Source organism: Pseudaquabacterium pictum (assembly GCF_005403045.1).
In the GTDB taxonomy this organism is placed as follows: Bacteria; Pseudomonadota; Gammaproteobacteria; order Burkholderiales; family Burkholderiaceae_C; genus Pseudaquabacterium; species Pseudaquabacterium pictum.
This window is the reverse complement of record NZ_BJCL01000002.1, coordinates 194,322-219,342: the sequence shown is the minus strand read 5'-3', so window position 1 is coordinate 219,342 and position 25,021 is coordinate 194,322. Positions and strand designations below refer to the sequence as shown.

The following is a 25,021-nucleotide window of genomic DNA, read 5'->3' as shown; positions in this document are numbered from 1 at the left end:
CAGCAGTCTAGCGGCCCGTCAGCCGGCCGCAGGCGGCCACCACTTAAACTCGCGGCCTCAAGCACAAGGAGCAAGACCCCCATGGCAGGGCATTCCAAATGGGCCAACATCCAGCACCGCAAGGGCCGGCAGGATGAGAAGCGCGGCAAGATCTGGACGCGGATCATCCGCGAGATCACTGTGGCCGCGCGCCAGGGCGGGGGAGATGTCTCGGCCAATCCGCGCCTGCGCCTGGCCATCGACAAGGCCAAGGCGGCCAACATGCCGGCCGACCGCATCAAGTACAACATCGACAAGGCCTCGGGCGCGCTGGAAGGCGTGAACTACGAGGAAATCCGCTACGAGGGCTACGGCATCGGCGGCGCGGCGATCATCGTCGACACCATGACCGACAACCGTGTGCGCACCGTGGCCGAGGTGCGCCACGCCTTCAGCAAGTACGGCGGCAACCTGGGCACCGAGGGCTCGGTGGCCTTCCAGTTCAAGCACTGCGGGCAGCTGGTCTTCGCCCCCGGCACCAGCGAGGACAAGGTGATGGAAGTGGCGCTGGAAGCCGGCGCCGAGGATGTGATCACCGACGACGACGGCGCCATCGAGGTGCTGTGTGCCCCGCCTGACTACGAAGCGGTGAAGCACGCGCTGGAGGCCGCCGGCCTGAAGCCCGAGATCGCCACCGTCACGATGCGTGCCGAGAATCCGGTGGCCCTGTCGGGTGAGGATGCCGAGCGCATGCAGAAACTGCTGGATGTGATCGAGGACCTCGACGACGTGCAGGACGTGTTCCACAACGCCGAGATGGCCGATTCCGCATGAATGTTCTCGTGATAGGCGGCGGTGGCCGCGAGCATGCCCTGGCCTGGAAGCTGGCGCAGAGCTCGAAGGCGCAGCAGGTGTACGTGGCGCCGGGCAACGGCGGCACCGCCCGCGATGCCCGCCTGAAGAACGTGGCCCTCACCGACCCGGTGGCCCTGGCCGATTTCGCCCAGGCCAACAAGGTGGCGCTGACGGTGGTGGGCCCCGAGGCGCCGCTGTCGGCTGGCGTGGTGGATGTGTTCCGTGCCCGCGGCCTGCGCATCTTCGGGCCGACGCAGGCGGCGGCGCAGCTGGAATCGTCCAAGGCCTTCGCCAAGGACTTCATGGCGCGCCACAACATCCCCACCGCCCACTACGCCACCTTCACCGATCCGGCCGCCGCCCATGCCCACATCGACACAGTGGGCGCGCCCATCGTCGTCAAGGCCGACGGCCTGGCCGCCGGCAAGGGCGTGGTGGTGGCGATGACGCTGGACGAGGCCCATGCGGCGGTCGACTTCATGCTGGTCGACAACACCCTGGGCGTGGTGCACAACGCCGGCGGCGCACGGGTGGTCATCGAGGAGTTCCTGGTCGGCGAGGAAGCCAGCTTCATCGTGCTGGTGGACGGCAAGAACGTGCTGGCCCTGGCCAGCAGCCAGGACCACAAGCGCCTGGGCGACGGCGACACCGGCCCCAACACCGGCGGCATGGGCGCCTACAGCCCGGCCCCGGTGGTCACGCCCAATGTGCATGCCAAGGCCATGCAGGACATCATCCTGCCCACCGTGGCCGGCATGGCCAAGGACGGCATCCCGTTCACCGGCTTCCTGTATGCCGGGCTGATGATCGACGCCCAGGGCCGGCCCAAGACGCTGGAATTCAACACCCGCATGGGCGACCCCGAGACCCAGCCCATCCTGATGCGCCTGAAGAGCGACCTGGTCGACGTGCTGCTGCATGCCACCGACGGCACGCTCGACAAGGTGGAGCTCGACTGGGACCGCCGCCTGGCGCTGGGCGTGGTGATGGCCGCCGCCGGCTACCCGGCCGATCCGCGCAAGGGCGATGCCATCGCCGGCCTGCCCGTCGACCGCGAAGATGCGGTGGTGTTCCACGCCGGCACCGCCATCGACGACACCGGCACGCTGCGCGTGACCGGCGGCCGGGTGCTGTGCGTCACTGCATTGGGCGATTCGGCCAAGCTGGCGCAGCAGAAGGCCTATGAGCACCTGGGTGGCATCCGCATCGACGGCGTGCAGTACCGCCGCGACATCGGCCACCGCGCCATCAAGCGCTGACCCGGCCACGACGACAACAGGCGGCCGCAGGCCCCGACGAGGAGACCCGATGGACACCAACGCCGTGCGCGGCTACCTGCTGGGCTTGCAGCAGCGCATCGTCGATGCGCTGCAGGCGGCCGACGGCAAGGCCTTCACCACCGATGCCTGGGTGCGCGCGCCCGGCGAGCGGCTGCAGGGCGACGGCAAGACCCAGCTGGTGGAAGACGGCGCCCTGCTGGAACGCGGCGGCTGCAACTTCAGCCATGTGAAGGGGCCGCAGCTGCCGCCTTCGGCCACCCAGCACCGGCCCGAACTGGCCGGCGCGCCGTTCGAGGCCATGGGTGTCAGCCTGGTGTTCCACCCGCGCAATCCGATGGTGCCCACGGTGCACATGAACGTGCGCATGTTCGCCGCGCTGCCGGCCGGCAAGGACCCGGTGGTGTGGTTCGGCGGCGGCATGGACCTGACGCCGTACTACGGCCAGGAAGACGACGCCCAGCACTTCCACCGCACCTGTGCCGACGCGTTGGCGCCGTTCGGTGACGGGCTGTACCCGCGCTTCAAGGCCTGGTGCGACGAGTACTTCTTCCTCAAGCACCGCGGCGAGCCGCGTGGCATCGGCGGCATCTTCTTCGACGACTTCGCCGAGCTGGGCTTCGACCAGAGCTTCGCCATGCTGCGCGCGGTGGGCGATGCCTTCCTGCCGGCCTACCTGCCGATCGTCGAACGCCGCCGCAACCTGCCGTTCGGTGAACGCGAGCGGGATTTCCAGGCCTACCGCCGTGGCCGCTATGTCGAGTTCAACCTGGTATTCGACCGCGGCACGCTGTTCGGCCTGCAATCGGGCGGGCGCACCGAGAGCATCCTGATGAGCATGCCGCCCATCGTGAAGTGGCGCTACGACTGGAAGCCCGAGTCCGGCACGCCCGAGGCGCGGCTGTACACCGACTTCCTGCGTCCGCGCGACTGGCTGGCCGGGGGCTGATGGCCGTCCGCAAGATCGGCCTGCTGGGTGGCAGCTTCGACCCGCCGCACCTCGCCCACCTGGCGCTGGGCCGGCTGGCCATGCAGCAGCTGGCGCTGGACGAACTGCGCTGGCTGCCCGCGGGCGCGCCCTGGCAGAAGGCCGGCCGGCAGATGGCCCCCGGCGCCGACCGCGCAGCGATGCTGGCCGCGCTGCTGCACGGCGAGCCCTGCCAGGTGATCGACACCCGCGAGCTGGCGCGCAGCGGCCCCACCTACACCATCGACACCGTGCGTGAACTGCAGGCCGAGACGCCCGGCGCCGACTGGTTCTTCATCCTGGGCCAGGACCAGTACGGCCGTTTCGACACCTGGCGCGACTGGCCCGAACTGCTCCAGCGGCTGACGCTGGCGGTGGCCGGCCGCGCCGGCACACCGCCCACGCCACCGGCGGCGATGGCGGCGGTGCCACACCGGGTGGTGGCCTTGCCGTTGCCAAGGCACGACATCGCCGCCAGTGACATCCGCCGCCAACTCGCCGCCGGCGCCACCGGTGCGGCCCTGGCCCCGCTGGTGGGGCCGGCCGTGGCCGGCTATATTGACCAGCACCAGCCCTATCCCCGGGGCGATGCACACCATCAACAAGGCTGAATCGAGGCTGAATGGACATTCGCAAACTGCAACGGGCCATCGTCGATGGCCTGGAAGACGTCAAGGCCCAGGACATCCTGGTCTTCAACACCGAGCATCTCTCGCCGCTGTTCGAGCGGGTGATCATCGCCACCGGCAGCAGCAACCGCCAGACCAAGGCGCTGGCCTCCGGCGTGCGTGAATCGGTGAAGGCGGCGGGCTTCCCGGTGCTGGCCACCGAGGGTGGCGACAACGGCGAATGGATCATCGTCGACTGCGGCGCCGCCGTGGCCCATGTGATGCAGCCGGCCATCCGCGAGTACTACCGCCTCGAAGAGATCTGGGGCGGCAAGCCGGTGAAGATGAAGCTGGGCGCCGCCAAGACCGGCCTGGTCAAGGCCAGCGAGCCCGATGAGGACGACGACGCCCCGGCCATGGCGCCCGAGCGCAAGGCCGCTGCCCGCAAGGCCGCAGCCCCCGCCAAGCAGGGCCCGGCGCGCGCCGCCAAGGCGCAAAAGGTGGCTGTGAAGCCGGCCGTGGTGGCCAAGAAGGCGCCTGCCAAGAAGGCCCCGGCGCGCAAGCGGGCCGGTGAGCCGGCGGTGCGCACCACCAATGCCGAGCGCGCTGCGGCCGCCGCGGCTGCCATCGCCGCCAAGGCTGCCGAGGCCCAGGCCGCTGCCGCCAAGTCCGGCCGCAAGCCCGCCGCCCGCAAGGCCGCGGCTGGCAAGACCGCCGCGCCCGCCGGTCCCAAGGTCAAGACCATCGTCGTCAAGCCGGTCGCGCGCAAGACCGCGGCGGTGAAGACCGCTGCCGGCCGCGCCCCCGCCCGCAAGGCGGCGCCGGCCAAGAAGGCGGCAGCGCGCAAGACCCCGGCGCGCCGCGGCTGACGCCCGGCGCCCGCGGTCGCCATGCGCCTGCTGCTGGCCTCGGTCGGCCAGAAGCCGCCGACCTGGGCGGAGGCCGCCTACGACGACTTCGCCAAGCGCTTTCCGCCCGAGCTGCGGCTGGAGCTGAAGGCGGTGAAGGCCGAGCCGCGCACCACCGGCAAGACGGCGCCCCAGCTGATGGCCGCCGAGGCGCAGCGGCTGGAGGCGGCCATCCCCAAGGGCGCCCGCCGCGTGGTGCTGGACGAACGTGGCAGCCGGCTGACCACGGTGCAGCTGGCCGAGCGCCTGCGCTTCTGGCTGGGCGACGGCCGCGACGTGGCCCTGCTGGTGGGCGGCCCCGACGGGCTGGACCCGGCGCTGAAGGCGACAGCCGACGAAACCCTCCGCCTCAGTGACCTGACCCTGCCGCATGCCTTTGTGCGGGTGCTGCTGGCCGAGGCGCTGTACCGCGCCTGGAGCGTCACCACCAACCATCCGTACCACCGCGAGTGAGCGATGCAGGATCTGATCTACCTCGCCAGCCAGAGCCCGCGCCGCCGCCAGCTGCTCGACCAACTGGGCGTGCGCCATGACCTGCTGGTGCCCGCACCCGGCGCAGAGGCCGATGCGGCCGAGGCGCTGGAAGCGGTGCTGCCGGGCGAGCTGCCGGCCGCCTATGTGCAGCGGGTCACCGCCCTGAAGCTGCAGGCCGCCCGCGCCCGGCTGAAGGCCCGTGGCCTGCCGCCCGCGCCCATCCTGTGCAGCGACACCACGGTGGCCATCGGCCGGCGCATCCTGGGCAAGCCGGCCGATGCCGATGAAGCCCGGGCCATGCTGCGGGCACTCAGCGGCCGCAGCCACCGGGTGCTCACCGCCGTGGCCGTGGGCACGGCGCGGCGCGGCTGGGCCGCACTGAGTGTGTCCACCGTGCGCTTCGCGCCGCTGGACGACGTGCTGATCGACGCCTACATCGCCAGCGGCCAGCCCTTCGGCAAGGCCGGCGCCTATGCCATCCAGAGCCAGCTGGCGGGCTGGATCCCCGAGGTGCGCGGAAGCTACTCCGCTATCATGGGACTGCCCCTCTTCGAGACGGCCCAGTTGCTGAGACAAGCGCGCGTGCGGTTCTAGATCCGTGCCTCACGGCGCACGCAGAAGACACCCGCGCCATGCATGACATCCTGATCAACTGGACCCCGCAGGAGACCCGCGTCGCCCTGATCGAGAACGGCGCGGTGCAGGACCTGCACATCGAGCGCACGCTGGAGCGTGGCCTGGTTGGCAATGTGTATCTGGGCAAGGTGGCGCGGGTGCTGCCGGGCATGCAGAGCGCCTTCATCGACGTGGGCCTGGAGCGCGCCGCGTTCCTGCATGTGGCCGACCTGCACGGCGGTGGCCACCACCCCAAGCACGACGTGGCGGTGCAGGTGCCGATCGAGCGCCAGGTGTTCGAGGGCCAGACCCTGATGGTGCAGGTGATCAAGGATCCGATCGGCACCAAGGGCGCGCGGTTGTCCACCCAGGTCAGCATTGCCGGGCGCATGCTGGTCTTCCTGCCGCAGGACAACCACATCGGCATCTCGCAGAAGATCGGCTCGGCCGAGCTGCGCGAGCAGCTGCGCCTGCGCATGCAGAAGCTCACCGCCACGGCCGACGGCACGCCCACCGGCGGCTTCATCCTGCGCACCAATGCCGAAGACGCCAGCGACGACGAGCTGGCCGACGACATCGCCTACCTGCGCAAGGCCTGGGCGGCCATCCGCGCCCAGGGCATGAGCCAGCCGCCGGGCACGCTGCTGCATGAAGACCTGAACCTGGCCCAGCGGGTGCTGCGCGACCTGGCCACCGACAGCACCCAGTCCATCCGCATCGACAGCCAGCTGCAGTTCGATGCACTGAAGTCATTCGGTGCCGCCTACACGCCAGGATCAGCGGCCAAGCTGGAGCTGTACAAGGGCGAGCGGCCGATCTTCGACCTGTTCGGCATCGAGGAGGAGATCGCCCGCGCGCTGGCCCGCCGGGTGGATCTCAAGAGCGGCGGCTACCTGATCATCGACCAGACCGAGGCCCTGACCACGGTGGATGTGAACACCGGCGGCTTTGTCGGTGCGCGCAACTTCGACGACACCATCTTCAAGACCAACCTGGAGGCGGCCGGCGCCATCGCCCGCCAGCTGCGGTTGCGCAACCTGGGCGGCATCATCATCGTCGACTTCATCGACATGGTGCGCGACGACCACCAGGCCGCGGTGCTGGCCGAGTTCCGCAAGCAGCTGAGCCGTGACCGCACCAAGGTCACGGTCAGCGGCTTCACCCAGCTGGGCCTGGTGGAGATGACGCGCAAGCGCACCCGCGAGAGCCTGGCCCACATGCTGTGCCAGCCCTGCCCCACCTGTGAAGGCCGCGGCCAGGTCAAGACCGCGCGCAGCGTCTGCTACGACGTGCTGCGCGAGATCCTGCGTGAAGCCCGGCAGTTCAACCCCAAGGAATTCCGCGTGGTGGCCAGTGCGGCGGTGGTGGAGATGCTGCTGGACGAGGAGAGCCAGCACCTGGCCGGGCTCAGTGATTTCATCGGCAAGCCGATCTCGCTGAGCACCGAGCCCAGCTTCAGCCCCGAACAGTACGACATCGTCCTGCTGTAGCGCCACGACACCCCGCACGCCTTGTTGTACCATTCGGTACGAAAACATTCGGCCGCCGTGGTGGTGCGCCGACCGAGCGGAGCAACTGTGGATGCGCAGGCCAGGCAAGGCGGGGTTGGTGACCGAACGCGGCGATGCGCCGCACCGTGACCTGTCGGCGCGCGAGCGCCAGGTGCTGCAGGGCCTGCTGGCCGGCGATGCGATGGACGCCATCGCCGCCCGGCTGCAGCTCAGCGCCAAGACCGTGGCGAACTACCAGTCGCTGATCCGCCGGAAGCTCGGCGTGGGCTCGGCGATGGCGCTGTTCCGCTACGCCCAGCGGCACCGCCTGTTCTAGTGCCGAGGCGGCCCCGGCGCAGCGCACTCAGACCAGCGCCGACGTGGCCAGCACCAGCCAGGCCCGCACCGTCGCGGATGGCACGCCGGCTGCACGCTGGCTGAAGGCCAGCCCGACCTGCTCATGCAGGTAGCCGGCGGCCAGCGCCGGATCCAGATGGCCACGCCAGTTGCCGCGGGCAGCACTGTCCCGGAAGAGCCGGGTGTACACCGCCAGCATGTGCGTCTCCAGGTCGGCCAGGCCGCGCTGCGTCTGCGGGCCGAAGCGCGAGCGTGTGGCGCGCATCTTCGCGTACAGGCAACCGGCCGCCATGCCGGGGTCGTCGCTGACGATCCGGATCAGCGTGTCCAGCTTGTCGGCCAAGGCGGCCGGACTGGACAGCAAGTCCTCCAGCGGGCCCAGCACCGACTGGGCGTAGTGCGCCAGCACGGCGGCGGTCAGGCCATCCTCGCTGCCGAAATCCCGGTAGAGCGACGGCTTCGACACACCGGCCAGCTGGCACAGGGCGTTGATCGACACCGCCGCCCGGTCGTCCTGCCAGTAGGCCTGCATGGCCGTCTCCAGCAGGGCCGCCCGGTTCCTGGTGACGGGGCGACCCCGGCGCGGGCCTGGTTCGGTGGTGTTCATGGCAGCTGCATTGTGTCGCCCGGCAACCGACCGATCCACGCGCAAACCCGGCTGCCTGATCCTCGGCGCGTGACAATGCGTCCGGTCCACCCCACCGTCTTCCATTCCGTCGACCTTCGTCCATGCGCACCGCTTCCATCCTCGACCGGGTTGCCGGCCTCGGCTCCGACAAGTGGCGGGTGCACTTCCGCGCCCGGCAGATGATCGCCAGCGGCGAGCCGGTCATCCTGCTGACCATCGGCGAGCCCGACCAGCCCACGCCCGACGACCTGATCGCCGCCACCCACCGCGCCCTGCAGGCCGGCCGCACCGGCTATTCCAACGGCCGGGGCGAGGCCCGTGTGCTGCAGGCGCTGGCCGCCAAGTACAGCGCCCGCAGCGGCCGCACCGTGGGCACCGACCAGTTCATCTGGGTGCCTGGCACGCAAAGCGCGCTGTACCTGCTGCTGACCGGCCTGGTCGAAGCCGGCGACGAGGTGCTGGTGGCCGACCCCTGCTACGCCACTTACCACGGCCTGGTGCGGGCCACGGGTGCCGTCACCGTGCCGGTGGCGCTGCGGCAGGACCGCGGCTTCCGCCTGGATGCCGACGATCTGGCCCGGGCGGTGACGCCGGCCACGCGGCTGATCTTCCTGAACTCGCCGCACAACCCCACCGGTGCGGTGCTCACGCGGGACGACATCCGCGCCATCGGCGCCGTGGCGCGGGCGCATGACCTGTGGATCCTCAGCGACGAAGTCTATGAAGCGCTGATCTTCGGCGGCGGCGCGTCGTTCGCCTCGCCGTTCGACGAGGCCGACCTGGCCGACCGCACGGTGGTGGCCTCGTCGCTGTCGAAGTCGCATGCCGCGCCGGGCTTCCGCGCCGGCTGGGCGGGCGGCCCGGCGGCCTTCATCAGCCGGCTGCTGCCGCTGGCCGAATCGATGCTGTTCGGCGCCCAGCCCTTCATCGCCGACATGGCCACCGAGGCACTGTCGCGCGACTTCGCCATCACCGCGCAGATGCGCGATGCCTATGCCCGCCGTGCGGCCCTGGTGGCCGAGGTGCTGGGCGCCGTGCCGGGCCTGCGGGTGCACGCGCCGCAGGCCGGCATGTTCGTGATGCTGTCGGTCGACGGCCTGGGGCTGGATGGCGAAGCCTTCGCCGACCGGCTGCTGACCGAGGCGCAAGTGGCGGTGATGCCCGGTGCGGCCTTCGGCGCCGCCGCCGCCGGCATGGTGCGCATGAGCCTCACCGTGCCCGATGCGGCGCTGGCCGAGGGCTGCGCACGGCTGGCGGCGCTGGCCCGGCGGCTGGCGGCGCGCTGAGCGGCGTGCGCACGCTGCGGCCCCAGCGGCCGTAGACTCGGCCACCGCTTTCCACCAGAAGCCGCCCGTCCGGGCTTCGTGCCCCACGATGCCCGGCTACCGCACCAAGCAGGAGTCCATCGCCATTGCCGGCGAGGACGACCTGCAGATCCGCTCCCTGCTCGACCTGCAGCAGCATGCCGACCCGCTGGGCGAGGCGGCGCAGCTGGGCATTTCGTCGGCGCAGTGGCCGCTGTTCGGTCTGCTGTGGCCGTCGGGTGCGCACCTGGCGGCGCGGCTGGCGCTGCGGCCGGTGGTGCTGGCCGAGCGCATACTCGAGATCGGCTGCGGCCTGGGCCTGGCCAGCCTGGTGGCCCACCGCCGCGGTGCCGACGTGACCGCCAGCGATGTGCACCCCCTGGCTGCCGCCTTCCTGCGCGAGAACCTGCGCCTGAACCAGTTGCCGCCGATGAAGTACCGCCACGGCCCCTGGACCGCGCCCGCGGTGCCGGCCACGGGCGATCTGCGGGGCCTGTTCGATCTCATCATCGGCAGCGACGTGCTCTACGAGCGGGACGACGATGCCGCGCTGGCCGGCTTCATCCAGCGCCACGCGGCGCCGGTGGCCGAGGTGTGGATCGTCGACCCCGACCGCGGCAACCGGCCGGCCTTCAACCGGCAGATGGCCGCGCGCGGCTTCGCGCGGGAGGAACTGCGCCTGGCCCATGCGCTGCCGGTGGGCGCCGGCACGCTGCCCAGCTACAAGGGCCGGCTGCTGGTCTACCGGCGCGGCCTGCCGGTGCCGGATTGACGGGCCTCAGGCGCTGGCCTGCTGCCGCGCCGCCGCCGGCGCGCGGATGGCCACCACCAGCACGCTGCCGGCCACGCCCAGCAGCACCAGCACCAACAGGCCCAGGCCCCAGCCGATCCAAAGCACGGGCGTCAGCCAGGACAGCATGCCGGGGGCGTGCGCCAGCAGCGATTCGACCCATGGGCCGAGCATCGTCAGCCAGGCCTGCAACTCGCCGATGGCGCCCAGCGGCAGCCAGTCGCCCAGCCAGGCGGGCACACGCCAGCTCCCCAGCCAGTCCATCCAGGCGCCGTCGCCCAGGGCCCGCCAGTCGGGGCCGGTGATCAGCAGGTGGACCAGCCAGCAGAGCAGGCTCCAGGCCAGGGCGCAGAGCGCGGTCACGCTCCAGACGAGGGCATGCCAGATCACCGCAGCCACTCCAGCAGCCGGCCCAGTCCCCATTGCCAGGCCAGCACGCCCAGGCCGGCGGTGTAGGCCACCGCGGCGCCACCGGCCAGCAGCGACAGCAGCACCGCCAGGCCATCACGGAACGCCAGGCCGAGGCCCAGCAGGCTCAGCGCCAGTGCCGGCAGCACATTGCCGAAGGGGATGGGCAGGAAGATCAGCGCGCCCATCAGGCCCACCTTGGGCGCCAGCCAGGGCTGCGGCCCGTCGATCATGCGGGGCAGGCGCTCGCGCGACCAGCGGCTGGCCAGGTCGTAGAACCGCGCCAGCAGGCCCAGCACCCGCTGCGCCCAGTGCGCCGGCATCTGCCAGCCGGCCACCCGGCTGGGCAGTTCATGGGCGGCCTGGCCGCGCCACATCGCCAGGGCCATCAGCAGCAGGCCGATGCCCAGCATGTTGCCCACGCCGGGCACCGGCAGCACGCAGGGCGCCGACAGCAGCACCAGCAGGGTGCCGCGGGCGGCGTTGCCATGCACATCGGCCAGGTGGGAGAGGGCCACCGGCTCGCCGGTGAGGGCGTTGGCGGCGTCGCGCAGGCGCTGGTGCAGGGTGTCGGTCATCGGCTGGCCATGGGATGGTGACCCCGGTTGACCGTCGCCGGGGCCGGCTGGTTCCCCAACGTCCTGTGCAAACCCTCCCGGCCCCGGCCATTCATGCCGGCAGCATGTCGCGGTGCAGGCCCCAGTGGTCGACGGCCGCCATCAGCATCACCGATTCACCTTCGGCCACATGGTCGTCGGCCTCGACGATGGCCAGGCACAGCTGCAGCAGCGTGCGGCGCAGTGCGGGGTCGTCGATGTCGGCCATCAGCGCGGCCAGCGTGGCCTGGTCGACCTGGCAGGCATCGCCCCAGCTCAGGTGCATGCTCGACAGCAGGTCTTCGCAGAAGCCGTGCACGACGGTGTGCAACTCGGTGCGGCCCAGGCCCAGCTGCACATGGGCGTCCAGCCGGTCGAGCATGTCGAGCTCGCGTTTGGACAGGTGGCCGTCGGACAGCAGGGCCAGGGCCAGGATGCGGCCGGCGGCCTGCGGGCTGTTGCGGGGATAGTGGCGCATGGTCATCTCCTCGTGGACTGTGGCGGGGGCTCAGCCGTTCGGCAGCGCCGGCGGGTGGCGCGGCGTGCCGCGCGGGCGGCTGCGGCCGCGCTGCCACAGGCGCAGCAGCACCCGCGCTGCGCGCGACAGCGCGTTGTCGATGGCGCTGCGCCAGTCGCGCGCCAGGGCGGTGATCACCACCTTGCCGCTGCCGTCGGTGTCCAGTTCCACCTGGCAGCGCTTGTCCACGCCGCCGCGGGGCCCGTTGACGTCCGACAGGCGCACCGTGGCGCGCGGCACCAGCCACTGGATGCGCCGCAGCACGAACTGCAGACGCGTCACGGCCAGGTGGCGCAGGTTGGCGGCTTGCGGGTCGCGGGACTCGAAGATCACTTGCATGGCAAACGCTCCTAGGGGTTGCGGGAGCCCGCACGATAGGCAGCGAAAGCTGCTCGAAAAAGCAGACAATGACTGAACGACTGTTCTGCTGAGCCTGAAGATGAGCCTGGAATTCAGCTACCGCCACCTGTACTACTTCTGGGTCGTCGCCAAGGAAGGCGGCATGGCCAAGGCGGCCGGCCGGCTGGGCATGGCGGTGCAGACCGTCAGTGCCCAGGTGCGCGAGCTGGAACGTGCGCTGGGCCAGCAGCTGCTCAAGCCCGCCGGCCGCGGCCTGGTGTTGACCGACGCCGGCCAGGCCGCGCTGCGCCAGGCCGAGCAGATCTTCGCGCTGGGCGAGCAGCTGCCGGCGGTGGTGCGCGACGCGGTGTCGGCGCCCCAGGTGCGGCTGGCCGTGGGCATCAGCGATGGCTTGTCCAAGCTGGTGGTGCGCCAGTTGCTGGAGCCGGTGATGGCCGCGCCGCGGCTGCGCCTGCTGTGCCACGAGGACGAGTTCGACCGCCTGCTGGCCGACCTGGCCTTGCACCGGCTGGACGTGGTGCTGTCGGACCGGCCGGCGCCGGCCAACCGCAACCTCAAGGTCTACAGCCACCCGGTGGGCAGCTCACCGCTGGCCTGGTATGCGCCGCCGGCGCTGCTGGCCCGGGCGTCCGAGGGGTTTCCGCAGAACCTGGCCACGCTGCCGGTGCTGCTGCCCACCGCCCATGCGGCCATGCGGCAGCGGCTGGACACCTGGTTCGAGCGCCGCGGCGTGCATCCGCAGGTGGTGGGTGAATTCGAGGACAGCGCGCTGCTGGTCACCTTCGGCGCGGCCGGCATGGGCGTGTTCCCGGCGCCGGTGGCGGTGCACGACAAGCTGGTGGCCAGCGACGGCCTGCAGCGCTTTGCCGACGGCGACGGCCTGGAAGAGCAGTTCTACGCCATCGCCACCGAGAAGAAGGTGCTGCACCCGCTGGTGCAGCGGCTGCTGCCGCAGCCCCGCTGAGCAACGTCAGCGCCCCGGCGCCCCCAGCGCCAGCTTCAGCCCCAGCGCGACGAACAGCGCGCCCACGCCGCGGTTCAGCCAGGGCCCCAGCCGCTGCCAGCCTGGCCGGGCCGCCAGGCGGCGGTGCAGCACCGCGCCCAGCCCCGCGATGGCCAGGCTGACCACGGTGCTGTTGACCACGAACACGCTGCCCAGCAGCACGAAGGCCCAGCCCGGATGGGCCGGCGCCGGCACGATGAACTGCGGCACGAAGGCCAGGAAGAACAGCGCCACCTTGGGGTTCAGCGCATTCGTCAGGAAGCCCTGGGCGAACAGCCGGCGCAGCGCGCGCGCCGGGTCGGGCGGCGGCGCGCCGGTGGCTGCGCCGGCACGCGCGCGCAGCAGGCCGATGCCCAGCCAGACCAGGTAGGCCGCGCCGGCCCATTGCAGCAGTGCCAGGGCCGCCGGCGACTGCGCCAGCAGCGCGCCGATGCCCAGTGCCGCGGTGGCGATGTGCACCGAACAGCCGGCGCTGATGCCCAGCGCCGCGGCCGCCCCGGCGCGGAAGCCCTGGGCCGCGCTGCTGCGCAGCACCAGCGCCATGTCGACCCCCGGCGTGATGTTCAGCAGCAGGCCGGCGGCCACGAACAGCGGCAGCTGCTGGATGTCGGCGAGCAGCGCGGGCATGCCGCTCAGCCGGGTTGCAAGGCCAGCGCGCCGGCCACCGCACCGGCGGCGATCAGCCACATCGGGCTGACGCGGGTGCGCACGCTGGCCAGCACCGTGCCCAGCACCAGCAGCGCGGCCACCCATTCGCTGCGCACCGGTGCGGTCAGCACCCAGCCGGTGGACAGCAGCAGGCCCAGGGTCAGCGGCGTCAGCCCGGCGGTGAAGGCCCGCAGGGCGATGCTGTCGGCGCGCCGCCGGCCATAGCGCCCCACGGCAAAGGCCAGCACCGACGACGGCCCCATGATGCCGGCCATGGTGGCCAGCACGCCCGCCACGCCGGCCACATGCCAGCCCATCACCGCCACGAACAGGATGTTGGGCCCCGGCGCCGCCTGGGCGATGGCCACGCCGGCGGTGAACTGCGCATCGCTCATCCAGCCCTGCTGGCCGACCAGGTAGCGCTGCATGTCGGGCGCGGTGGTGATGGCACCGCCCACCGCCAGCAGCGACAGCAGGCTGAAGTGCAGCCACAGGCCCAGCAGGTCGGTCCAGCCCAGGCCGTGCATGGCCAGCGCTTGCGTCCAATTCACCGGGCGCCCTCCGCCGCGCGCAGGCGCCGCCAGGCCAGCGCCATGCCCAGGCTGCCCAGGCCCAGCACCACCCACACCATCGGCCAGCGCAGCCCGCCCACCAGGGCGAAGGTGCCCACGCCGATGGCGGCGCTGGCCGGCAGGCCCAGCGGGTTGCCGCGCAGCGTGCGCGCCAGCTTCACCCCGGTCGCGATGATCAGGCCGGCGGCCACCGCGCCCATGCCGCGCAGCGCACCGGCCACGGCCGGATGGGCCGCCTGCTGCTGGTAGGCGATGGCCAGCCCCAGCACGATGAACAGCGGCACCAGCAGCAGCCCGCCGCAGGCGGCCAGCGCACCGCGCCAGCCGAAGAAGCGGTCACCGATGACGATGGCCATGTTGATGATGTTGGGCCCGGGCAGCACCTGGCCCAGGGTCAGCAGCTCGACGAACTGCTGCGGGCTCAGCCAGCGCAGGCGCTCCACCAGCTCGCGGTGGGCCACCGGCAGCACGCCGCCGAAGCCCTGCAGCGCCAGCCGGTTGAAGGCCAGGAACAGCGCGCCCAGGCCGTCCGGGCGCTGCAGCGGCGCCTCGGCCGCGGCGTCAGCCACCGGCAGGGCGCCCGGGCCTCACCGGATCACCTTCAACGCCTCGGGGTTGACGATGTGGCTGGGCTCGTTGCGGATGAAGTTGATGACGTTGTCGAAGGCCTGGCCGAAGTACAGCTCGTAGCTGTCCTGCTCCACATAGCCGATGTGCGGCGTGCAGATGGCGTTCTCCAGCCGCAGCAGCGGGTGGCCCTGCAGGATGGGCTCGGCCTCGAACACATCCACCGCGGCCAGGCCGGGGCGGCCCTTGTTCAGCGCCGAGACCAGGGCGTTGTCCTCCACCAGCTCGGCGCGCGAGGTGTTGACGAACAGCGCCGTGGGCTTCATCAGCGCCAGGTCTTCCAGCTTGATCAGGCCGCGGGTCACGTCGTTCAGGCGCAGGTGCACGCTGAGCACATCGGTCTCGGCGAAGAACTGCTGGCAGCTGCCGGCGGCCTGGTGGCCGTCGGCCACGGCACGGGCGCGCGAGGCCTCGCTGCCCCACACCAGCACCTGCATGCCGAAGGCACGGCCATAGCCGGCCACCAGCGAGCCGATCTTGCCGTAGCCCCACACGCCCAGCGTGCGGCCGCGCAGCACCAGGCCCAGGCCGAAGTTGGGCGGCATGCTGGCGGCCTTCAGGCCGCTCTGCTGCCAGGCGCCGTGCTTGAGGTTGCCGATGTACTGCGGCAGCCGGCGCATCGCGGCCATGATCAGCGCCCAGGTCAGCTCGGCGGCGGCCACCGGCGAGCCGGTGCCCTCGGCCACCGCAATGCCCAGCCGGGTGCAGGTCTCGATGTCGATGTGCGAGCCGATGCGCCCGGTCTGCACGATCAGCCGCAGCTTGGGCAGCTTCTCCAGCAGCGCCCGCGGGAAGTGGGTGCGCTCGCGGATCAGCACCAGCACCTCGGCGTCGCGCAGCCGCACGGCCAGCTGGCCGATGCCCTTGACGGTGTTGGTGAAGACCTTGGCGTTGTAGGGCTCCAGCCGCGCCGCGCAGCGCAGCTTGCGCACGGCATCCTGGTAGTCGTCGAGGATGATGATGTTCATGGTGGTGCAAACATTGTGCCGCCTCCGGCGCGGCTGGCCGGCGCCGCCTAACATCGCGGCCCCGATCCACACACCACCGGAGACCCCCATGACGATCTCGATGCACCAGGCCAGCGTTCCCCTGTTCAGGCGCCAGCTGGGCGCGCTGCTGGCCTGGCTGGACAAGGCCGAAGCACACGCCACGGCGCGCAAGTTCGACCCCAACAACTACCTGCAGCTGCGCCTGGCGCCGGACATGCTGCCCTTCGTGTCGCAGATCCGCATCGCCAGCGACGCGGCCAAGGGCTGTGTGGCCCGCCTGGCCGGCGTGGAGCCGCCGAAGTTCGAGGACAACGAGGCCACGCTGGCCGAGTTGCGCGAGCGGGTGCGCAAGACCCTGGCCTACCTGGACAGCGTGCCGGCCGACGCGGTGGACGGCAGCGAGGGCCGCGACATCGTGATCCCGATGCGCCCGCCGCGCGAGCCGGTGCAGATGAAGGGCCTGTTCTTCCTGCAGCACTGGGCGCTGCCGAACTTCTACTTCCACGTGACCACGGCGTATGCGCTGCTGCGCCACGCGGGCGTGGAACTGGGCAAGGGCGACTTCCTGGCCGTCGGCTGACGGCGCGGCCGACGGGGCCAGGCTACAGCCGCGCGCCCCAGGCCTGCAGCTCGCCGTTGCCGGGGAAGGCGCTGTCGAGCACCCGGGTCAGGTCGTTGCGGGTGCGGCGGCTGTACTCGTCCTGCGTCTCCAGCGCGGCCAACACCGCGCCGCGCAGCATCCACAGGTCCACCGGCTCGTGGGCCTGGCGCACCTGGCGGCGCAGCCAGTCGCCGCGCATGCCGTCCAGCGATTCGATCGCCGCCATGAACTGCTGCTTCAGGTCGACAAAGGTCCGGCGCGCGGCGATGCGGGCATGGCGGTCCTGCGGCAGGCCGGGATCGGGCAGCACCGCATCGGCCCCTGCCGTACCGAAGTAATGCCGCGGCGGGCGGACGGGGGTGGCGACAGCGGTGTTCATGGTTCCAGCGGGGCCAGCACCGAGCGCGGCGCGCGGGTGGGGAAATGGCGGTTCAGACGGGCCAGCCGGCGCTCGGCCTCGCCCTGGCTGAGGGCCATCGACACCTCGCCGTACAGGCTGGAGCGCAGGTGCCACATCTCGCGCAGCGAGCGGGCGCGCTCGATGCGCTCCAGCAGCTGCTGCACCGGCAGGCTGTCCAGGTCACACAGGCTGTCGCGGAACTCGTTCTTCACCAGGGCCAGGCGGTTCACCGGCCGGGCCTGCTCGGGCAGCCAGGGGGCGGCCTGGTGCAGCATGCGGCTGGTCCATCGCTGCATGCGGCCGCGCCAGCTCAGCGACGACGGGAACAGCTCGGGCGGGCAGACCTCGACCCGGCTCTGCGTCAGCGTGCTCTGCGCGCCGCCGGGGCGGCGCGCCACCCAGCGGGGGATCCAGGAGGAGATCGGGGCGTGCAACGGGTTCATGACAGCTTTGTCGGCAGCAGGGGGTCCAAGCTGTAGCGATTGTTGGAGCCGGGCTGCCGCGGCCATGGTGTGAACAGCGGCACGAAGCGCTGCCACTTTGCGCACGCGGCGTGGCCACCGGCAACGGCTGGTAGGCTCGCTGCCTTCCATCCACACCCATGCCCTGCGGGGCCGGAGACATCTGCATGTTTGGCCGTTGGTTCCGCCGCCTGTTGACCCTGGTGCTGCTGCTGCTGGTGACGGCCGCGCTGGTGGCCTGGACCTATGCCCAGCGGGTGCTGCCGCAGGCCGAGGGCCGCCTGGTGCTGCCGGGCGCCAAGGCGCCGCTGCAGATCCTGCGCGATGCCAACGGCATCCCCACGATCCGCGCCGCCAGCGTGCGCGACGCGATGTACGGCCTGGGCGTGGCCCATGCGCAGGACCGGCTGTGGCAGATGGAGACGCACCGCCGCATTGGCGCCGGCCGGCTGGCCGAGGCCTTCGGCGAGGCGGCGGTGGACACCGACCGCTTCCTGCGGGTGCTGGGCGTGCGCCGGGTGGCGGCGGCGCAGTGGGCAGCGGCTTCGCCGGCCTCCCGCGAAGCGCTGCAGGCCTATGCCGACGGCGTGAACGCGGTGATCAGCAACCTGAGGGCGCGGCCGCCGGAATTCCTGGTGCTGGGCCTGCAGCCCGAGGCCTGGACGCCGGAGGACAGCCTGGCCTGGGCCATCATGATGGCCTGGGACCTGGGCGCCAACTGGCACACCGAGCTGATCCGCCTGCGCCTGGCGCTGAAGATGCCGCAGGCCCGCATCGACCAGCTTCTGCCGCCCTACCCGGGCGACCCGGTGCCCAAGACCATGGACTACGCCGCCTTCTACCGCGGCCTGAAGCTCGACGGCCAGCAGGCCCTGGCCGAGCCGGCGCTGCTGCAGCTGCTGGCCATCGCGCCCGAGAGCGGGATCGAAGGCACCGGCAGCAACAGCTGGGTGCTGGCCGGCAGCCGCACCACCACCGGCAAGCCGCTGCTGGCCAATGACCCGCACCTGAAGCTGTCGACGCCTGCGCTGTGGTACTTCGCCCGGCTGGAGGCGCCGGGCCTCGACGTGGCCGGCGCCACCATGCCCGGCCTGCCGGGCGTGGTGGTGGGCCAGAACCAGCGCATCGCCTGGGGCTTCACCAACACCGGCCCCGATGTGCAGGACACCTACCTGGAGCGCATCCACCCCGACGACCCGGCGCAGTACCAGACGCCCACCGGCTGGGCCCGCTTCGAGGCCCGGCAGGAGGTGATCCGCGTCAAGGGCCGACCGGATGTGACGATGACGGTGCGCAGCACCCGCCATGGCCCGGTGCTGTCGGATGCCGTGCTGGCCGGCCTGGGCGACGACAGCGGCAGCACCCTGGGCCCCAAGGCCAAGCCGGCCTATGCGGTGGCCTTGCGCTGGACCGGGCTGGACACCGACAACGACATCATCGCCACGTCATTGCAGTTCAACATGGCGGGCTCGGTGGACGCCTTCATCGCCGCCAGCCGCAGCTGGCGGGTGCCGATGCAGAACATGGCGGTGGCCGATGCCGATGGCCGCATCGCCCTGGTCTCGCCCGGCCGGGTGCCGCAGCGCGCGCCCGACAACGACCTGCAGGGCCTGGCGCCGGCGCCGGGCTGGGAGGCGCGCTACGACTGGACCGGCTTCATCCCCGAAGACGCGGTGCCGCTGATCCGCGACCCGGCGTCCGGCCACATCGCCAATGCCAACCAGCGGGTGACGTTGCCCGACTACCCGCACTTCATCACCCACCACTGGGCGCTGCCCTTCCGCTTCCAGCGCATCGAGCAGCTGATCGCCGCCCAGCCCACCCACAGCCTGGCCGACCTGGGGCGCATGCATGGCGATGTGAAGTCGCTCGCGGTGGTGCAACTGCTGCCGCGGCTGCAGAAGGCGCAGTCCGCCCATCCGCTGGCGGCCGCAGCCCAGGCCCAGCTGGCCAGCTTCGACGGCACCATGGCGGCGGACAAAGCGGCGCCGCTGATCTACTGGGCCTGGCACCGCCACCTGACGCAGCAGGTGCTGACCGACGAGCTGGGCGCGCCGCTGTACGACCGCCTGCTGGGCCAGCGCGGCTACTTCGACGCGCTGGAAGGCGTGCTGGCCAGCGGCGATGCCTGGTGGTGCGACGACAAGGCCACCCCCGCGGCGGAGACCTGCGCTCAGCAGATCGACCGTGCCTTCAGCGCCGCACTGGACGAACTGCAGGCGGCCCAGGGTGCGGACGTGGCGGCCTGGCAGTGGGGCAAGGCCCACATCGCCCGCTCGGAGCACCGGCCGTTCTCGAAGGTGAAGCCGCTGGCGCGCTGGTTCGAGGTGCGCACGCCGGTGGGCGGGGACAGCTACACGGTCAACGTGTCGCGCGTTAGCCTGAAGGCCGACGGCACCACCGGCGAGTACTACCTCAGCGAGCACGGCGCCAGCCTGCGCGGCCTGTACGACCTGGCCGACCGCGCCAACAGCCGGGTGGTGCACAGCACCGGGCAGAGCGGCATCCCGTGGTCGCCGCTGTTCCGCCACTGGGCCGAACCGTGGCGGCGGGTGGAGGGCGTGCCGCTGTTCGTGCCGGCCAGTGCGCTGGTGCAGACCCTGGCGATCAGCCCGGCGCCGTGAGGCCGGCCAGCGGGCGGCGCTTTCCGGCACGGCCCACAACGGCGCTCAGAGCGCGCCGTACAGCCGCTTGCGCTGGGCGGTGTAGGCCCACCAGGGCGCGGGCGCTGCGCCGCGCATGAAGTCGGTGGCGGCCATGAAGGTGTCGAGCACGCAAGGGTCCTGCCGCTTGCCGCTGTGGGTGCACAGTGCCTGGTACAGCACGAAGGCATCGCGGCTGGCCAGCTCCCGCGGGTGGGCGATGCCCAGGGCCCGCAGGTCGGCCGCCATCGCCGGGCCGATGTTGGGCAGCTGTTCCAGCTGCTGGCAATCACCGGCCGACGCGGCCTTGGGTGCCTTGACGCGCAACATGGTGTCGGGCCGGCCGGAGCCGCCGCTACATCATCATGTGGTTGCGGATCAGGCCGACGGCGATGCCTTCGAGTTCGAATGCATCGCCCGGGCCCACGACGATGGGCTGGAAATCGGGGTTCTCGGGCAGCAGTTCCACGCCATGGCGGGTGCGGTGCAGGCGCTTGACCGTCACCTCGTCACCCAGCCGGGCCACCACGATCTGGCCGTTGCGGGCGTCGCTGGCCTTCTGCACCGCCAGCAGGTCGCCATCGAGGATGCCGGCGTCGCGCATGCTCATGCCGCGCACCCGCAGCAGGTAGTCGGGCTGGCGGGCGAACAGCGTGGCCTCGACGCCGTAGGTCTTGTCGACATGCTCCTGCGCCAGGATGGGGCTGCCCGCCGCCACCCGGCCGACCAGCGGCAGGGTGAGCTGCATCAACCCCGGCAGCGGCAGCGAGAACTGCTTGTTGCGCGAGGCATTCAGCGCGCGCAGGGTGTCCGACCGCAGGCGGATGCCGCGCGAGGTGCCGCCCACCAGCTCGATCACGCCCTTGCGGGCCAAGGCCTGCAGGTGTTCCTCCGCGGCGTTGGCCGACTTGAAACCCAATTCCGCCGCGATCTCGGCGCGGGTGGGCGGCGCACCGGTGCGTTCGATCGCGCTCTGCACCAGGTCCAGAATCTGCTGCTGGCGGGCGGTGAGCTTGGGGCTGTCGCTTGTGGGGTAGTCCGTGCGATCCATGGTGGTTGCCTGCGTTTTCATCCAGTGACTGTATTTTCATCCATGTCAGGGCGTCATGACAAGCACGATTGAGCATTCCGCGGGCACCGTGGTCATCCTGGGCACCGGCGGCACCATCGCCGGCGCCTCCAGCGTGGCCGGCGACAACGTCGGCTACACCGCTGCCCAGCGCAGCGTGGCCGACCTGCTGGCCGCCGTGCCGGCGCTGGCCGGCAGTCCGGTGGAGGCCGCACAGGTGGCCCAGCTCGACAGCAAGGACATGGACGCCGCCACCTGGCAGGCCCTGGCCCGGGCGGTGGCGCGGCAGCTGGCGCGGCCGGCGGTGCAGGGCATCGTCATCACCCACGGCACCGACACGCTGGAAGAGACCGCCTGGCTGCTGCAGGCGGTGCTGGCGCCGGCCAAGCCGGTGGTGCTGGTGGCGGCGATGCGCCCGGCCACCGCGCTGGCCGCCGACGGCCCGCAGAACCTGCTGGATGCGGTGGCGGTGGCCCGCACGCCGGGCGCCCGCGGCGTGGTGGCGGTGCTGGCCGGCCAGGTGCATGCCGCCGACCGGGTGCGCAAGGTGCACACCTACCGCACCGATGCCTTCAGCTCCGGCGATGCCGGCCCGCTGGGCGTGGTGGAGGAGGGCGTGCTGCGCCGCTTCACCGACTGGCCGACCGGCACGCCGCTGGGGCTGGACCTGCTGGATGCCGACCCGACCGGTTGGCCGTGGGTGGAGATCGTCACCAGCCATGCCGCGGCGCGCGGCGAGGGCGTGCGCGCTCTGGTGGCAGCCGGCGTGCAGGGCCTGGTGGTGGCCGGCACCGGCAACGGCTCCATCCACCATGCGCTGGCCGCGGCGCTAGATGCGGCCAGCGCCGCCGGCCTTCCGGTGTGGCGGTGCAGCCGCTGTGCCGGCGGTGTGCTGGTGCCCGCGCCAGGCGCCGTGCCCAGCCCGGCTGCCGGCATGTCGCCCTGGCAGGCCCGGCTGGCGCTGCAGCTGCAGCTGCTCAGCGCGCGGCGCGGCGGCGGCTGAGCGCCAGCACGCCGGCCAGGCCGGCCAGCATCAGCGCGTAGGTGCCGGGCTCGGGCACGGCGGTGATCTGGTACATGGCCGAGACGCCGGCCACGCCGTCGTCGGGGATGCCCTCGTTGGCCACCAGCAGGTAGTGCTGGCCGCCGCTGCTGAAGGCCAGCAGGCCTTCTGCGCGGATCTCGCCGGTGTCGCCACCGTCGATCAGCTGCAGGAAGCTCACTGCCGTGGGATCGGTGATGTCGAACAGGGCCACGGCGCTGCGGGTGGTGCGCTCCAGGCCGATGGCCACGATCTGGCGCCCGGCCAGGGTGAACAGGGCCACGCCCTCGGGCTCCACGCCCTTGTCGTCGCTGCGGCCGTCGTCGTACAGGCCGGCGGCGATGGCGGCCTGCTCGATCAGGTTGCCGCTGTCGTAGACCAGGGCACCGTTCTCGTCGCGGATGCTGAACGAGCGGCCACCCAGCGTGACGATCTCCGACATCCCGGCCGGGCTGCCGTCGCCGGTGGCGCCATGCAGCAGCACGTTCAGGCGGCCAAGGGCACTGTTCGGCTTCAGCTGGGCCTGGGTCGGCAGGTCGACACCGTTGAACACGGCCGGGTTGAGGCTGAAATCGCCGCTGCTGAAGCGCTTGATGTCGGCGTCGTCGACGAAGGCGTCACCCTCGTTGGCCATGACGAAGAAGCTGCGCCCGCCAGCCTGGTAGCTGGCCACGGCATCGGGCATGTAGAGGCCCTTGACCGGCACGTTGCGCAGGCTGATGCTGCCGTCGTTGTTCGACGGGTCGATGGCGTTGCGCGGCAGGTTGAAGTCCTTGCTGCCGAGACCGACGATCTGCGTCACCACCGGCGCCGGGCCCGCCAGGTTGACCAGCGCCACCGCATTGTTTTCCTGCAGCGTGACCATGGCGCGCTGGCCGTCGCCCGACAGCGCGATGTACTCCGGCTCCAGGGCCACCGAGGCCGACACGCCGGCCTGGATGCGCACGCCGGCCGCGCGCAGCGCGGCTTCCTGGCCATTCCAGGCGCCGAAGCCCAGGCTGCTGACGACCGAACTGCCGGGTGATCCGGCGTTGTAGTCGATCAGGCTGATGCTGCCGGCGGGGTTGATGGCATTGCTCTGGCGCTCGCCTTCGTTGGCCACCAGCAGGCGGGTGCCACCGGCGGCCCAGGTCACCATGTCGGGCACGGCACCCACCTGCACGCCGCCCAGGTGGGCTGCGCCGTTGGCGGCCAGGCCGGCGGTGTTGAAGAACTGCACCGAACCCGGGTTCTGCACCGTGCTGTTGCTGAACGACACCGCGGCCGTGCCGTTGTGGATGGCGATGCTGTTGATGCTGCCGAAGGCACTGGCATCGAAGCTGGCCACGCGGTGGCCGGCCAGGTTCAGCACGTCGATGTGCTTGCCCCCGACCACGAACACGTGGCCGGTGCCGGCGTCCCAGGCGGCGATCTCCGCGCCGAAGCCCAGGGCCGGGCTGCCGTGGTTGAACGACCACAGCTTGGTCACCGCACTGACCGGCGACGGGCCGGCGGCATGGGCAGACACGGTCCAGAGGCTGGCCAGCGCGACAGCGGTGGCGACCAGGGTGCGCGGGAACGGGTGCATGGTGGCGTGCAGAGTTGGCAAAACCCTGCACGCTAGGTGCCCGGCGTGACAGATGCGTGACGGCGGGCTGGCGGCCACCGGACCAGATGGCCGCCCCCGCCGGTTCACATCCCTGTCACATCACACCACCGTCAACGTCACATCGATGTTGCCGCGGGTGGCGTTGCTGTACGGGCACACCTTGTGGGCGGCGGCCACCAGCTGCTCGGCAGCGTCGCGCTCGAAGCCGGGCAGGGTGATGGCCATGGCCACCTGGATGCCGAAGCCGCCCGGGATCGGGCCGATGCCGACGGTGCTGGTGATGCTCACGTCGTCGGGCACCTTGATCTTCATGCCGGCGCCGACGGCCTTCATCGCGCCGATGAAGCAGGCGCTGTAGCCGGCGGCGAACAGCTGCTCGGGGTTGGTGCCGGCGCCGCCGGCGCCACCCAGTTCACGCGGGGTGGAGAGGTCGACCTTGAGCGCGCCGTCCGACGAGCTGGCGGTGCCGGTGCGGCCGCCGGTGGCGGTGGCGGTGGCGGTGTAGAGAACCTTGTCGAGTGCCATGGTGGTGCCTTTTGCAGTGGGTGGGAAGAAGGGCCCGTGCGGTCAGGGCCGGGGTGGAACGGCCGCGGCGGGGTCCGACGCGGCGGGCGGGGAAACGGGTTCGGCCATGCTGGCTGTCAGCTGCCGGCGCAGCTGGTGCAGCTGGGTGGCCAGGCTGCCGATCTGCTGCAGATCGCAGGCGGTGGCGCAGGCGATGGCCTGGGGCACGGCCACGGCCTGCGCGCGCAGCGCCTGGCCGGCGGGTGTCAGGCGCAGCAGCACACGCCGCTCGTCGGCCACATCGCGCTGGCGCTGCACCAGGCCCAGGCTCTCCAGGCGCTTGAGCAGCGGTGTCAGCGTGCCGGAGTCCAGCGTCAGCCGCTCGCCCAGCTGGCTGACGGTGATGCCATCGCCCTCCCACAGCACCAGCAGCGCCAGGTACTGCGGGTAGGTGAGGCCCAGCGGTGCCAGCAGCGGCTTGTAGGCCTTGGTCATGGCCAGCGAGGCGGCGTACAGCGCAAAGCACAGCTGGTGGTCCAGCGCCAGCCAGTGGGTGGCCGGCGTGGCTGCTGTGGCACTGGCGGTTTGGCGTGGCATGGCGCGATGATAGAGCACAATTGAATTGTGTGAAATATAAATGACCGGCGCTGACCGGGGTGCGTGCCGGTGTGCCGCTGCCGGCAGGGCCGTCCTGCAGGGCCAGGCTGGGCACGGCCGCCCGGCACAATGCCGCCACCGGCCG

Annotated in this window: 31 protein-coding genes; 15 read left to right on the top strand and 16 right to left on the bottom strand. The window is 71.6% G+C overall.

Annotation, left to right across the window (positions count from 1 at the left end):
• The first annotated feature begins 81 nt into the window (after positions 1 to 81).
• The 9 genes from FFT10_RS05065 to FFT10_RS05025 all read left to right on the top strand — a co-directional run bounded on the left by FFT10_RS05065 (position 82) and on the right by FFT10_RS05025 (position 7,510).
• Positions 82 to 813, top strand: coding sequence for a YebC/PmpR family DNA-binding transcriptional regulator (locus tag FFT10_RS05065; protein WP_137731696.1), 732 nt, complete (start codon positions 82 to 84; stop codon positions 811 to 813).
• The gene (purD, locus tag FFT10_RS05060; protein WP_137731695.1) at positions 810 to 2,093 is read left to right on the top strand and encodes a phosphoribosylamine--glycine ligase; all 1,284 of its coding nucleotides are present in this window, start codon (positions 810 to 812) and stop codon (positions 2,091 to 2,093) included. Before FFT10_RS05065 ends, purD begins: the two co-directional genes overlap by 4 nt.
• A gap of 49 nt (positions 2,094 to 2,142) precedes the next feature.
• Complete coding sequence (hemF, locus tag FFT10_RS05055; protein ID WP_137731694.1) at positions 2,143 to 3,060, top strand: oxygen-dependent coproporphyrinogen oxidase; 918 nt, start codon at positions 2,143 to 2,145, stop codon at positions 3,058 to 3,060.
• On the top strand, positions 3,060 to 3,689 hold the full coding sequence (gene nadD / locus FFT10_RS05050; protein WP_137731693.1) for a nicotinate (nicotinamide) nucleotide adenylyltransferase: 630 nt from the start codon (positions 3,060 to 3,062) through the stop codon (positions 3,687 to 3,689). The genes hemF and nadD overlap by 1 nt, the downstream gene beginning before the upstream one ends.
• 11 nt (positions 3,690 to 3,700) lie before the next feature.
• The gene (rsfS, locus tag FFT10_RS05045; protein WP_137731692.1) at positions 3,701 to 4,555 is read left to right on the top strand and encodes a ribosome silencing factor; all 855 of its coding nucleotides are present in this window, start codon (positions 3,701 to 3,703) and stop codon (positions 4,553 to 4,555) included.
• Between the two features lie 21 nt (positions 4,556 to 4,576).
• Positions 4,577 to 5,047 (top strand): 23S rRNA (pseudouridine(1915)-N(3))-methyltransferase RlmH, encoded by a 471-nt coding sequence (gene rlmH, locus FFT10_RS05040; RefSeq protein WP_137731691.1) that lies wholly within the window; start codon positions 4,577 to 4,579, stop codon positions 5,045 to 5,047.
• Positions 5,048 to 5,050: 3 nt separating this feature from the next.
• Positions 5,051 to 5,662 (top strand): Maf family protein, encoded by a 612-nt coding sequence (locus FFT10_RS05035; RefSeq protein ID WP_137731690.1) that lies wholly within the window; start codon positions 5,051 to 5,053, stop codon positions 5,660 to 5,662.
• Between the two features lie 38 nt (positions 5,663 to 5,700).
• The gene (rng, locus tag FFT10_RS05030; RefSeq protein ID WP_137731689.1) at positions 5,701 to 7,173 is read left to right on the top strand and encodes a ribonuclease G; all 1,473 of its coding nucleotides are present in this window, start codon (positions 5,701 to 5,703) and stop codon (positions 7,171 to 7,173) included.
• Positions 7,174 to 7,291: 118 nt separating this feature from the next.
• Positions 7,292 to 7,510: a response regulator transcription factor gene (locus tag FFT10_RS05025; protein ID WP_228026957.1), complete on the top strand. Its 219-nt coding sequence runs from the start codon at positions 7,292 to 7,294 to the stop codon at positions 7,508 to 7,510.
• Positions 7,511 to 7,537: 27 nt separating this feature from the next.
• Here FFT10_RS05025 and FFT10_RS05020 read toward each other — a convergent pair whose 3' ends face one another.
• Positions 7,538 to 8,137, bottom strand: a complete 600-nt coding sequence (locus FFT10_RS05020) for a TetR/AcrR family transcriptional regulator (RefSeq protein WP_162520695.1) — start codon at positions 8,135 to 8,137, stop codon at positions 7,538 to 7,540.
• A gap of 122 nt (positions 8,138 to 8,259) precedes the next feature.
• On the opposite strand from FFT10_RS05020, the gene FFT10_RS05015 reads away from it, so the two are divergent.
• Together FFT10_RS05015 and FFT10_RS05010 are read left to right on the top strand one after the other, a co-directional pair.
• Positions 8,260 to 9,444, top strand: a complete 1,185-nt coding sequence (locus FFT10_RS05015; RefSeq protein ID WP_137731686.1) for a pyridoxal phosphate-dependent aminotransferase — start codon at positions 8,260 to 8,262, stop codon at positions 9,442 to 9,444.
• A gap of 88 nt (positions 9,445 to 9,532) precedes the next feature.
• Positions 9,533 to 10,234 carry a class I SAM-dependent methyltransferase gene (locus FFT10_RS05010; RefSeq protein WP_137731685.1) on the top strand — a complete coding sequence of 234 codons (702 nt, stop codon included), beginning with the start codon at positions 9,533 to 9,535 and terminating at the stop codon, positions 10,232 to 10,234.
• 6 nt (positions 10,235 to 10,240) lie between these two features.
• Here the strand turns inward: FFT10_RS05010 and FFT10_RS05005 are convergent, their stop codons facing one another.
• The 4 genes from FFT10_RS05005 to FFT10_RS04990 form a co-directional block, all read right to left on the bottom strand.
• Positions 10,241 to 10,642 (bottom strand): hypothetical protein, encoded by a 402-nt coding sequence (locus tag FFT10_RS05005; protein ID WP_137731684.1) that lies wholly within the window; start codon positions 10,640 to 10,642, stop codon positions 10,241 to 10,243.
• On the bottom strand, positions 10,639 to 11,238 hold the full coding sequence (locus tag FFT10_RS05000; RefSeq protein ID WP_137731683.1) for an exopolysaccharide biosynthesis protein: 600 nt from the start codon (positions 11,236 to 11,238) through the stop codon (positions 10,639 to 10,641). The genes FFT10_RS05005 and FFT10_RS05000 overlap by 4 nt, the downstream gene beginning before the upstream one ends.
• Before the next feature lie 91 nt (positions 11,239 to 11,329).
• Positions 11,330 to 11,734 (bottom strand): TerB family tellurite resistance protein, encoded by a 405-nt coding sequence (locus FFT10_RS04995; RefSeq protein WP_137731682.1) that lies wholly within the window; start codon positions 11,732 to 11,734, stop codon positions 11,330 to 11,332.
• Positions 11,735 to 11,764: 30 nt separating this feature from the next.
• Positions 11,765 to 12,112 (bottom strand): HPF/RaiA family ribosome-associated protein, encoded by a 348-nt coding sequence (locus tag FFT10_RS04990; protein ID WP_137731681.1) that lies wholly within the window; start codon positions 12,110 to 12,112, stop codon positions 11,765 to 11,767.
• A 100-nt stretch (positions 12,113 to 12,212) separates the two neighbouring features.
• On the opposite strand from FFT10_RS04990, the gene FFT10_RS04985 reads away from it, so the two are divergent.
• Complete coding sequence (locus FFT10_RS04985) at positions 12,213 to 13,097, top strand: LysR family transcriptional regulator (protein WP_137731680.1); 885 nt, start codon at positions 12,213 to 12,215, stop codon at positions 13,095 to 13,097.
• Between the two features lie 6 nt (positions 13,098 to 13,103).
• Here FFT10_RS04985 and FFT10_RS04980 read toward each other — a convergent pair whose 3' ends face one another.
• From FFT10_RS04980 to FFT10_RS04965, 4 genes are read right to left on the bottom strand one after another with little or no spacing between them, the layout of a single operon-like run.
• Positions 13,104 to 13,763, bottom strand: a complete 660-nt coding sequence (locus FFT10_RS04980) for a LysE family translocator (RefSeq protein WP_137731679.1) — start codon at positions 13,761 to 13,763, stop codon at positions 13,104 to 13,106.
• A 5-nt stretch (positions 13,764 to 13,768) separates the two neighbouring features.
• On the bottom strand, positions 13,769 to 14,311 hold the full coding sequence (locus FFT10_RS04975; protein WP_137732058.1) for a chromate transporter: 543 nt from the start codon (positions 14,309 to 14,311) through the stop codon (positions 13,769 to 13,771).
• 20 nt (positions 14,312 to 14,331) lie between these two features.
• Positions 14,332 to 14,925, bottom strand: a complete 594-nt coding sequence (locus tag FFT10_RS04970; protein ID WP_174246076.1) for a chromate transporter — start codon at positions 14,923 to 14,925, stop codon at positions 14,332 to 14,334.
• 18 nt (positions 14,926 to 14,943) lie between these two features.
• The gene (locus FFT10_RS04965) at positions 14,944 to 15,951 is read right to left on the bottom strand and encodes a D-2-hydroxyacid dehydrogenase family protein (RefSeq protein WP_137731677.1); all 1,008 of its coding nucleotides are present in this window, start codon (positions 15,949 to 15,951) and stop codon (positions 14,944 to 14,946) included.
• 88 nt (positions 15,952 to 16,039) lie between these two features.
• On the opposite strand from FFT10_RS04965, the gene FFT10_RS04960 reads away from it, so the two are divergent.
• Positions 16,040 to 16,552 carry a DUF1993 domain-containing protein gene (locus tag FFT10_RS04960; protein ID WP_137731676.1) on the top strand — a complete coding sequence of 171 codons (513 nt, stop codon included), beginning with the start codon at positions 16,040 to 16,042 and terminating at the stop codon, positions 16,550 to 16,552.
• Between the two features lie 22 nt (positions 16,553 to 16,574).
• On the opposite strand, the gene FFT10_RS04955 is transcribed toward FFT10_RS04960, so the two are convergent.
• Positions 16,575 to 16,952: a hypothetical protein gene (locus FFT10_RS04955; RefSeq protein ID WP_137731675.1), complete on the bottom strand. Its 378-nt coding sequence runs from the start codon at positions 16,950 to 16,952 to the stop codon at positions 16,575 to 16,577.
• Positions 16,949 to 17,416, bottom strand: coding sequence for a hypothetical protein (locus FFT10_RS04950; RefSeq protein WP_137731674.1), 468 nt, complete (start codon positions 17,414 to 17,416; stop codon positions 16,949 to 16,951). The genes FFT10_RS04955 and FFT10_RS04950 overlap by 4 nt, the downstream gene beginning before the upstream one ends.
• A 185-nt stretch (positions 17,417 to 17,601) precedes the next feature.
• Here FFT10_RS04950 and FFT10_RS04945 point away from each other — a divergent pair, with 185 nt between their 5' ends.
• Complete coding sequence (locus FFT10_RS04945) at positions 17,602 to 20,058, top strand: penicillin acylase family protein (RefSeq protein WP_137731673.1); 2,457 nt, start codon at positions 17,602 to 17,604, stop codon at positions 20,056 to 20,058.
• 45 nt (positions 20,059 to 20,103) lie between these two features.
• On the opposite strand, the gene FFT10_RS04940 is transcribed toward FFT10_RS04945, so the two are convergent.
• Both FFT10_RS04940 and lexA read right to left on the bottom strand, forming a co-directional pair.
• Entirely contained in the window at positions 20,104 to 20,406 is a 303-nt protein-coding gene (locus tag FFT10_RS04940) for a helix-hairpin-helix domain-containing protein (protein WP_137731672.1), read from the bottom strand.
• 25 nt (positions 20,407 to 20,431) lie between these two features.
• Positions 20,432 to 21,127, bottom strand: coding sequence for a transcriptional repressor LexA (gene lexA, locus FFT10_RS04935; RefSeq protein WP_137731671.1), 696 nt, complete (start codon positions 21,125 to 21,127; stop codon positions 20,432 to 20,434).
• 55 nt (positions 21,128 to 21,182) lie between these two features.
• On the opposite strand from lexA, the gene FFT10_RS04930 reads away from it, so the two are divergent.
• Positions 21,183 to 22,148, top strand: coding sequence for an asparaginase (locus FFT10_RS04930; protein ID WP_137731670.1), 966 nt, complete (start codon positions 21,183 to 21,185; stop codon positions 22,146 to 22,148).
• Here the strand turns inward: FFT10_RS04930 and FFT10_RS04925 are convergent.
• The 3 genes from FFT10_RS04925 to FFT10_RS04915 form a co-directional block, all read right to left on the bottom strand.
• Complete coding sequence (locus FFT10_RS04925) at positions 22,123 to 23,754, bottom strand: choice-of-anchor I family protein (RefSeq protein WP_137731669.1); 1,632 nt, start codon at positions 23,752 to 23,754, stop codon at positions 22,123 to 22,125. The two genes, FFT10_RS04930 and FFT10_RS04925, sit on opposite strands and share 26 nt — an antisense overlap.
• Positions 23,755 to 23,874: 120 nt before the next feature.
• Positions 23,875 to 24,300 (bottom strand): organic hydroperoxide resistance protein, encoded by a 426-nt coding sequence (locus FFT10_RS04920; protein WP_137731668.1) that lies wholly within the window; start codon positions 24,298 to 24,300, stop codon positions 23,875 to 23,877.
• A gap of 42 nt (positions 24,301 to 24,342) precedes the next feature.
• Complete coding sequence (locus FFT10_RS04915) at positions 24,343 to 24,876, bottom strand: MarR family winged helix-turn-helix transcriptional regulator (RefSeq protein WP_137731667.1); 534 nt, start codon at positions 24,874 to 24,876, stop codon at positions 24,343 to 24,345.
• Positions 24,877 to 25,021: the final 145 nt, after the last annotated feature.

Coding starts and splice junctions, on each gene's coding strand:
- FFT10_RS05065 (WP_137731696.1), top strand. CDS start 82: ATGGCAGGGCATTCCAAATGGGCCAACATCCAGCACCGCAAGGGCCGG.
- purD (WP_137731695.1), top strand. CDS start 810: ATGAATGTTCTCGTGATAGGCGGCGGTGGCCGCGAGCATGCCCTGGCC.
- hemF (WP_137731694.1), top strand. CDS start 2,143: ATGGACACCAACGCCGTGCGCGGCTACCTGCTGGGCTTGCAGCAGCGC.
- nadD (WP_137731693.1), top strand. CDS start 3,060: ATGGCCGTCCGCAAGATCGGCCTGCTGGGTGGCAGCTTCGACCCGCCG.
- rsfS (WP_137731692.1), top strand. CDS start 3,701: ATGGACATTCGCAAACTGCAACGGGCCATCGTCGATGGCCTGGAAGAC.
- rlmH (WP_137731691.1), top strand. CDS start 4,577: ATGCGCCTGCTGCTGGCCTCGGTCGGCCAGAAGCCGCCGACCTGGGCG.
- FFT10_RS05035 (WP_137731690.1), top strand. CDS start 5,051: ATGCAGGATCTGATCTACCTCGCCAGCCAGAGCCCGCGCCGCCGCCAG.
- rng (WP_137731689.1), top strand. CDS start 5,701: ATGCATGACATCCTGATCAACTGGACCCCGCAGGAGACCCGCGTCGCC.
- FFT10_RS05020 (WP_162520695.1), bottom strand. CDS start 8,137: ATGAACACCACCGAACCAGGCCCGCGCCGGGGTCGCCCCGTCACCAGG.
- FFT10_RS05015 (WP_137731686.1), top strand. CDS start 8,260: ATGCGCACCGCTTCCATCCTCGACCGGGTTGCCGGCCTCGGCTCCGAC.
- FFT10_RS05010 (WP_137731685.1), top strand. CDS start 9,533: ATGCCCGGCTACCGCACCAAGCAGGAGTCCATCGCCATTGCCGGCGAG.
- FFT10_RS05000 (WP_137731683.1), bottom strand. CDS start 11,238: ATGACCGACACCCTGCACCAGCGCCTGCGCGACGCCGCCAACGCCCTC.
- FFT10_RS04995 (WP_137731682.1), bottom strand. CDS start 11,734: ATGCGCCACTATCCCCGCAACAGCCCGCAGGCCGCCGGCCGCATCCTG.
- FFT10_RS04990 (WP_137731681.1), bottom strand. CDS start 12,112: ATGCAAGTGATCTTCGAGTCCCGCGACCCGCAAGCCGCCAACCTGCGC.
- FFT10_RS04985 (WP_137731680.1), top strand. CDS start 12,213: ATGAGCCTGGAATTCAGCTACCGCCACCTGTACTACTTCTGGGTCGTC.
- FFT10_RS04980 (WP_137731679.1), bottom strand. CDS start 13,763: ATGCCCGCGCTGCTCGCCGACATCCAGCAGCTGCCGCTGTTCGTGGCC.
- FFT10_RS04975 (WP_137732058.1), bottom strand. CDS start 14,311: ATGCACGGCCTGGGCTGGACCGACCTGCTGGGCCTGTGGCTGCACTTC.
- FFT10_RS04965 (WP_137731677.1), bottom strand. CDS start 15,951: ATGAACATCATCATCCTCGACGACTACCAGGATGCCGTGCGCAAGCTG.
- FFT10_RS04960 (WP_137731676.1), top strand. CDS start 16,040: ATGACGATCTCGATGCACCAGGCCAGCGTTCCCCTGTTCAGGCGCCAG.
- FFT10_RS04955 (WP_137731675.1), bottom strand. CDS start 16,952: ATGAACACCGCTGTCGCCACCCCCGTCCGCCCGCCGCGGCATTACTTC.
- FFT10_RS04950 (WP_137731674.1), bottom strand. CDS start 17,416: ATGAACCCGTTGCACGCCCCGATCTCCTCCTGGATCCCCCGCTGGGTG.
- FFT10_RS04945 (WP_137731673.1), top strand. CDS start 17,602: ATGTTTGGCCGTTGGTTCCGCCGCCTGTTGACCCTGGTGCTGCTGCTG.
- FFT10_RS04940 (WP_137731672.1), bottom strand. CDS start 20,406: ATGTTGCGCGTCAAGGCACCCAAGGCCGCGTCGGCCGGTGATTGCCAG.
- lexA (WP_137731671.1), bottom strand. CDS start 21,127: ATGGATCGCACGGACTACCCCACAAGCGACAGCCCCAAGCTCACCGCC.
- FFT10_RS04930 (WP_137731670.1), top strand. CDS start 21,183: ATGACAAGCACGATTGAGCATTCCGCGGGCACCGTGGTCATCCTGGGC.
- FFT10_RS04925 (WP_137731669.1), bottom strand. CDS start 23,754: ATGCACCCGTTCCCGCGCACCCTGGTCGCCACCGCTGTCGCGCTGGCC.
- FFT10_RS04920 (WP_137731668.1), bottom strand. CDS start 24,300: ATGGCACTCGACAAGGTTCTCTACACCGCCACCGCCACCGCCACCGGC.
- FFT10_RS04915 (WP_137731667.1), bottom strand. CDS start 24,876: ATGCCACGCCAAACCGCCAGTGCCACAGCAGCCACGCCGGCCACCCAC.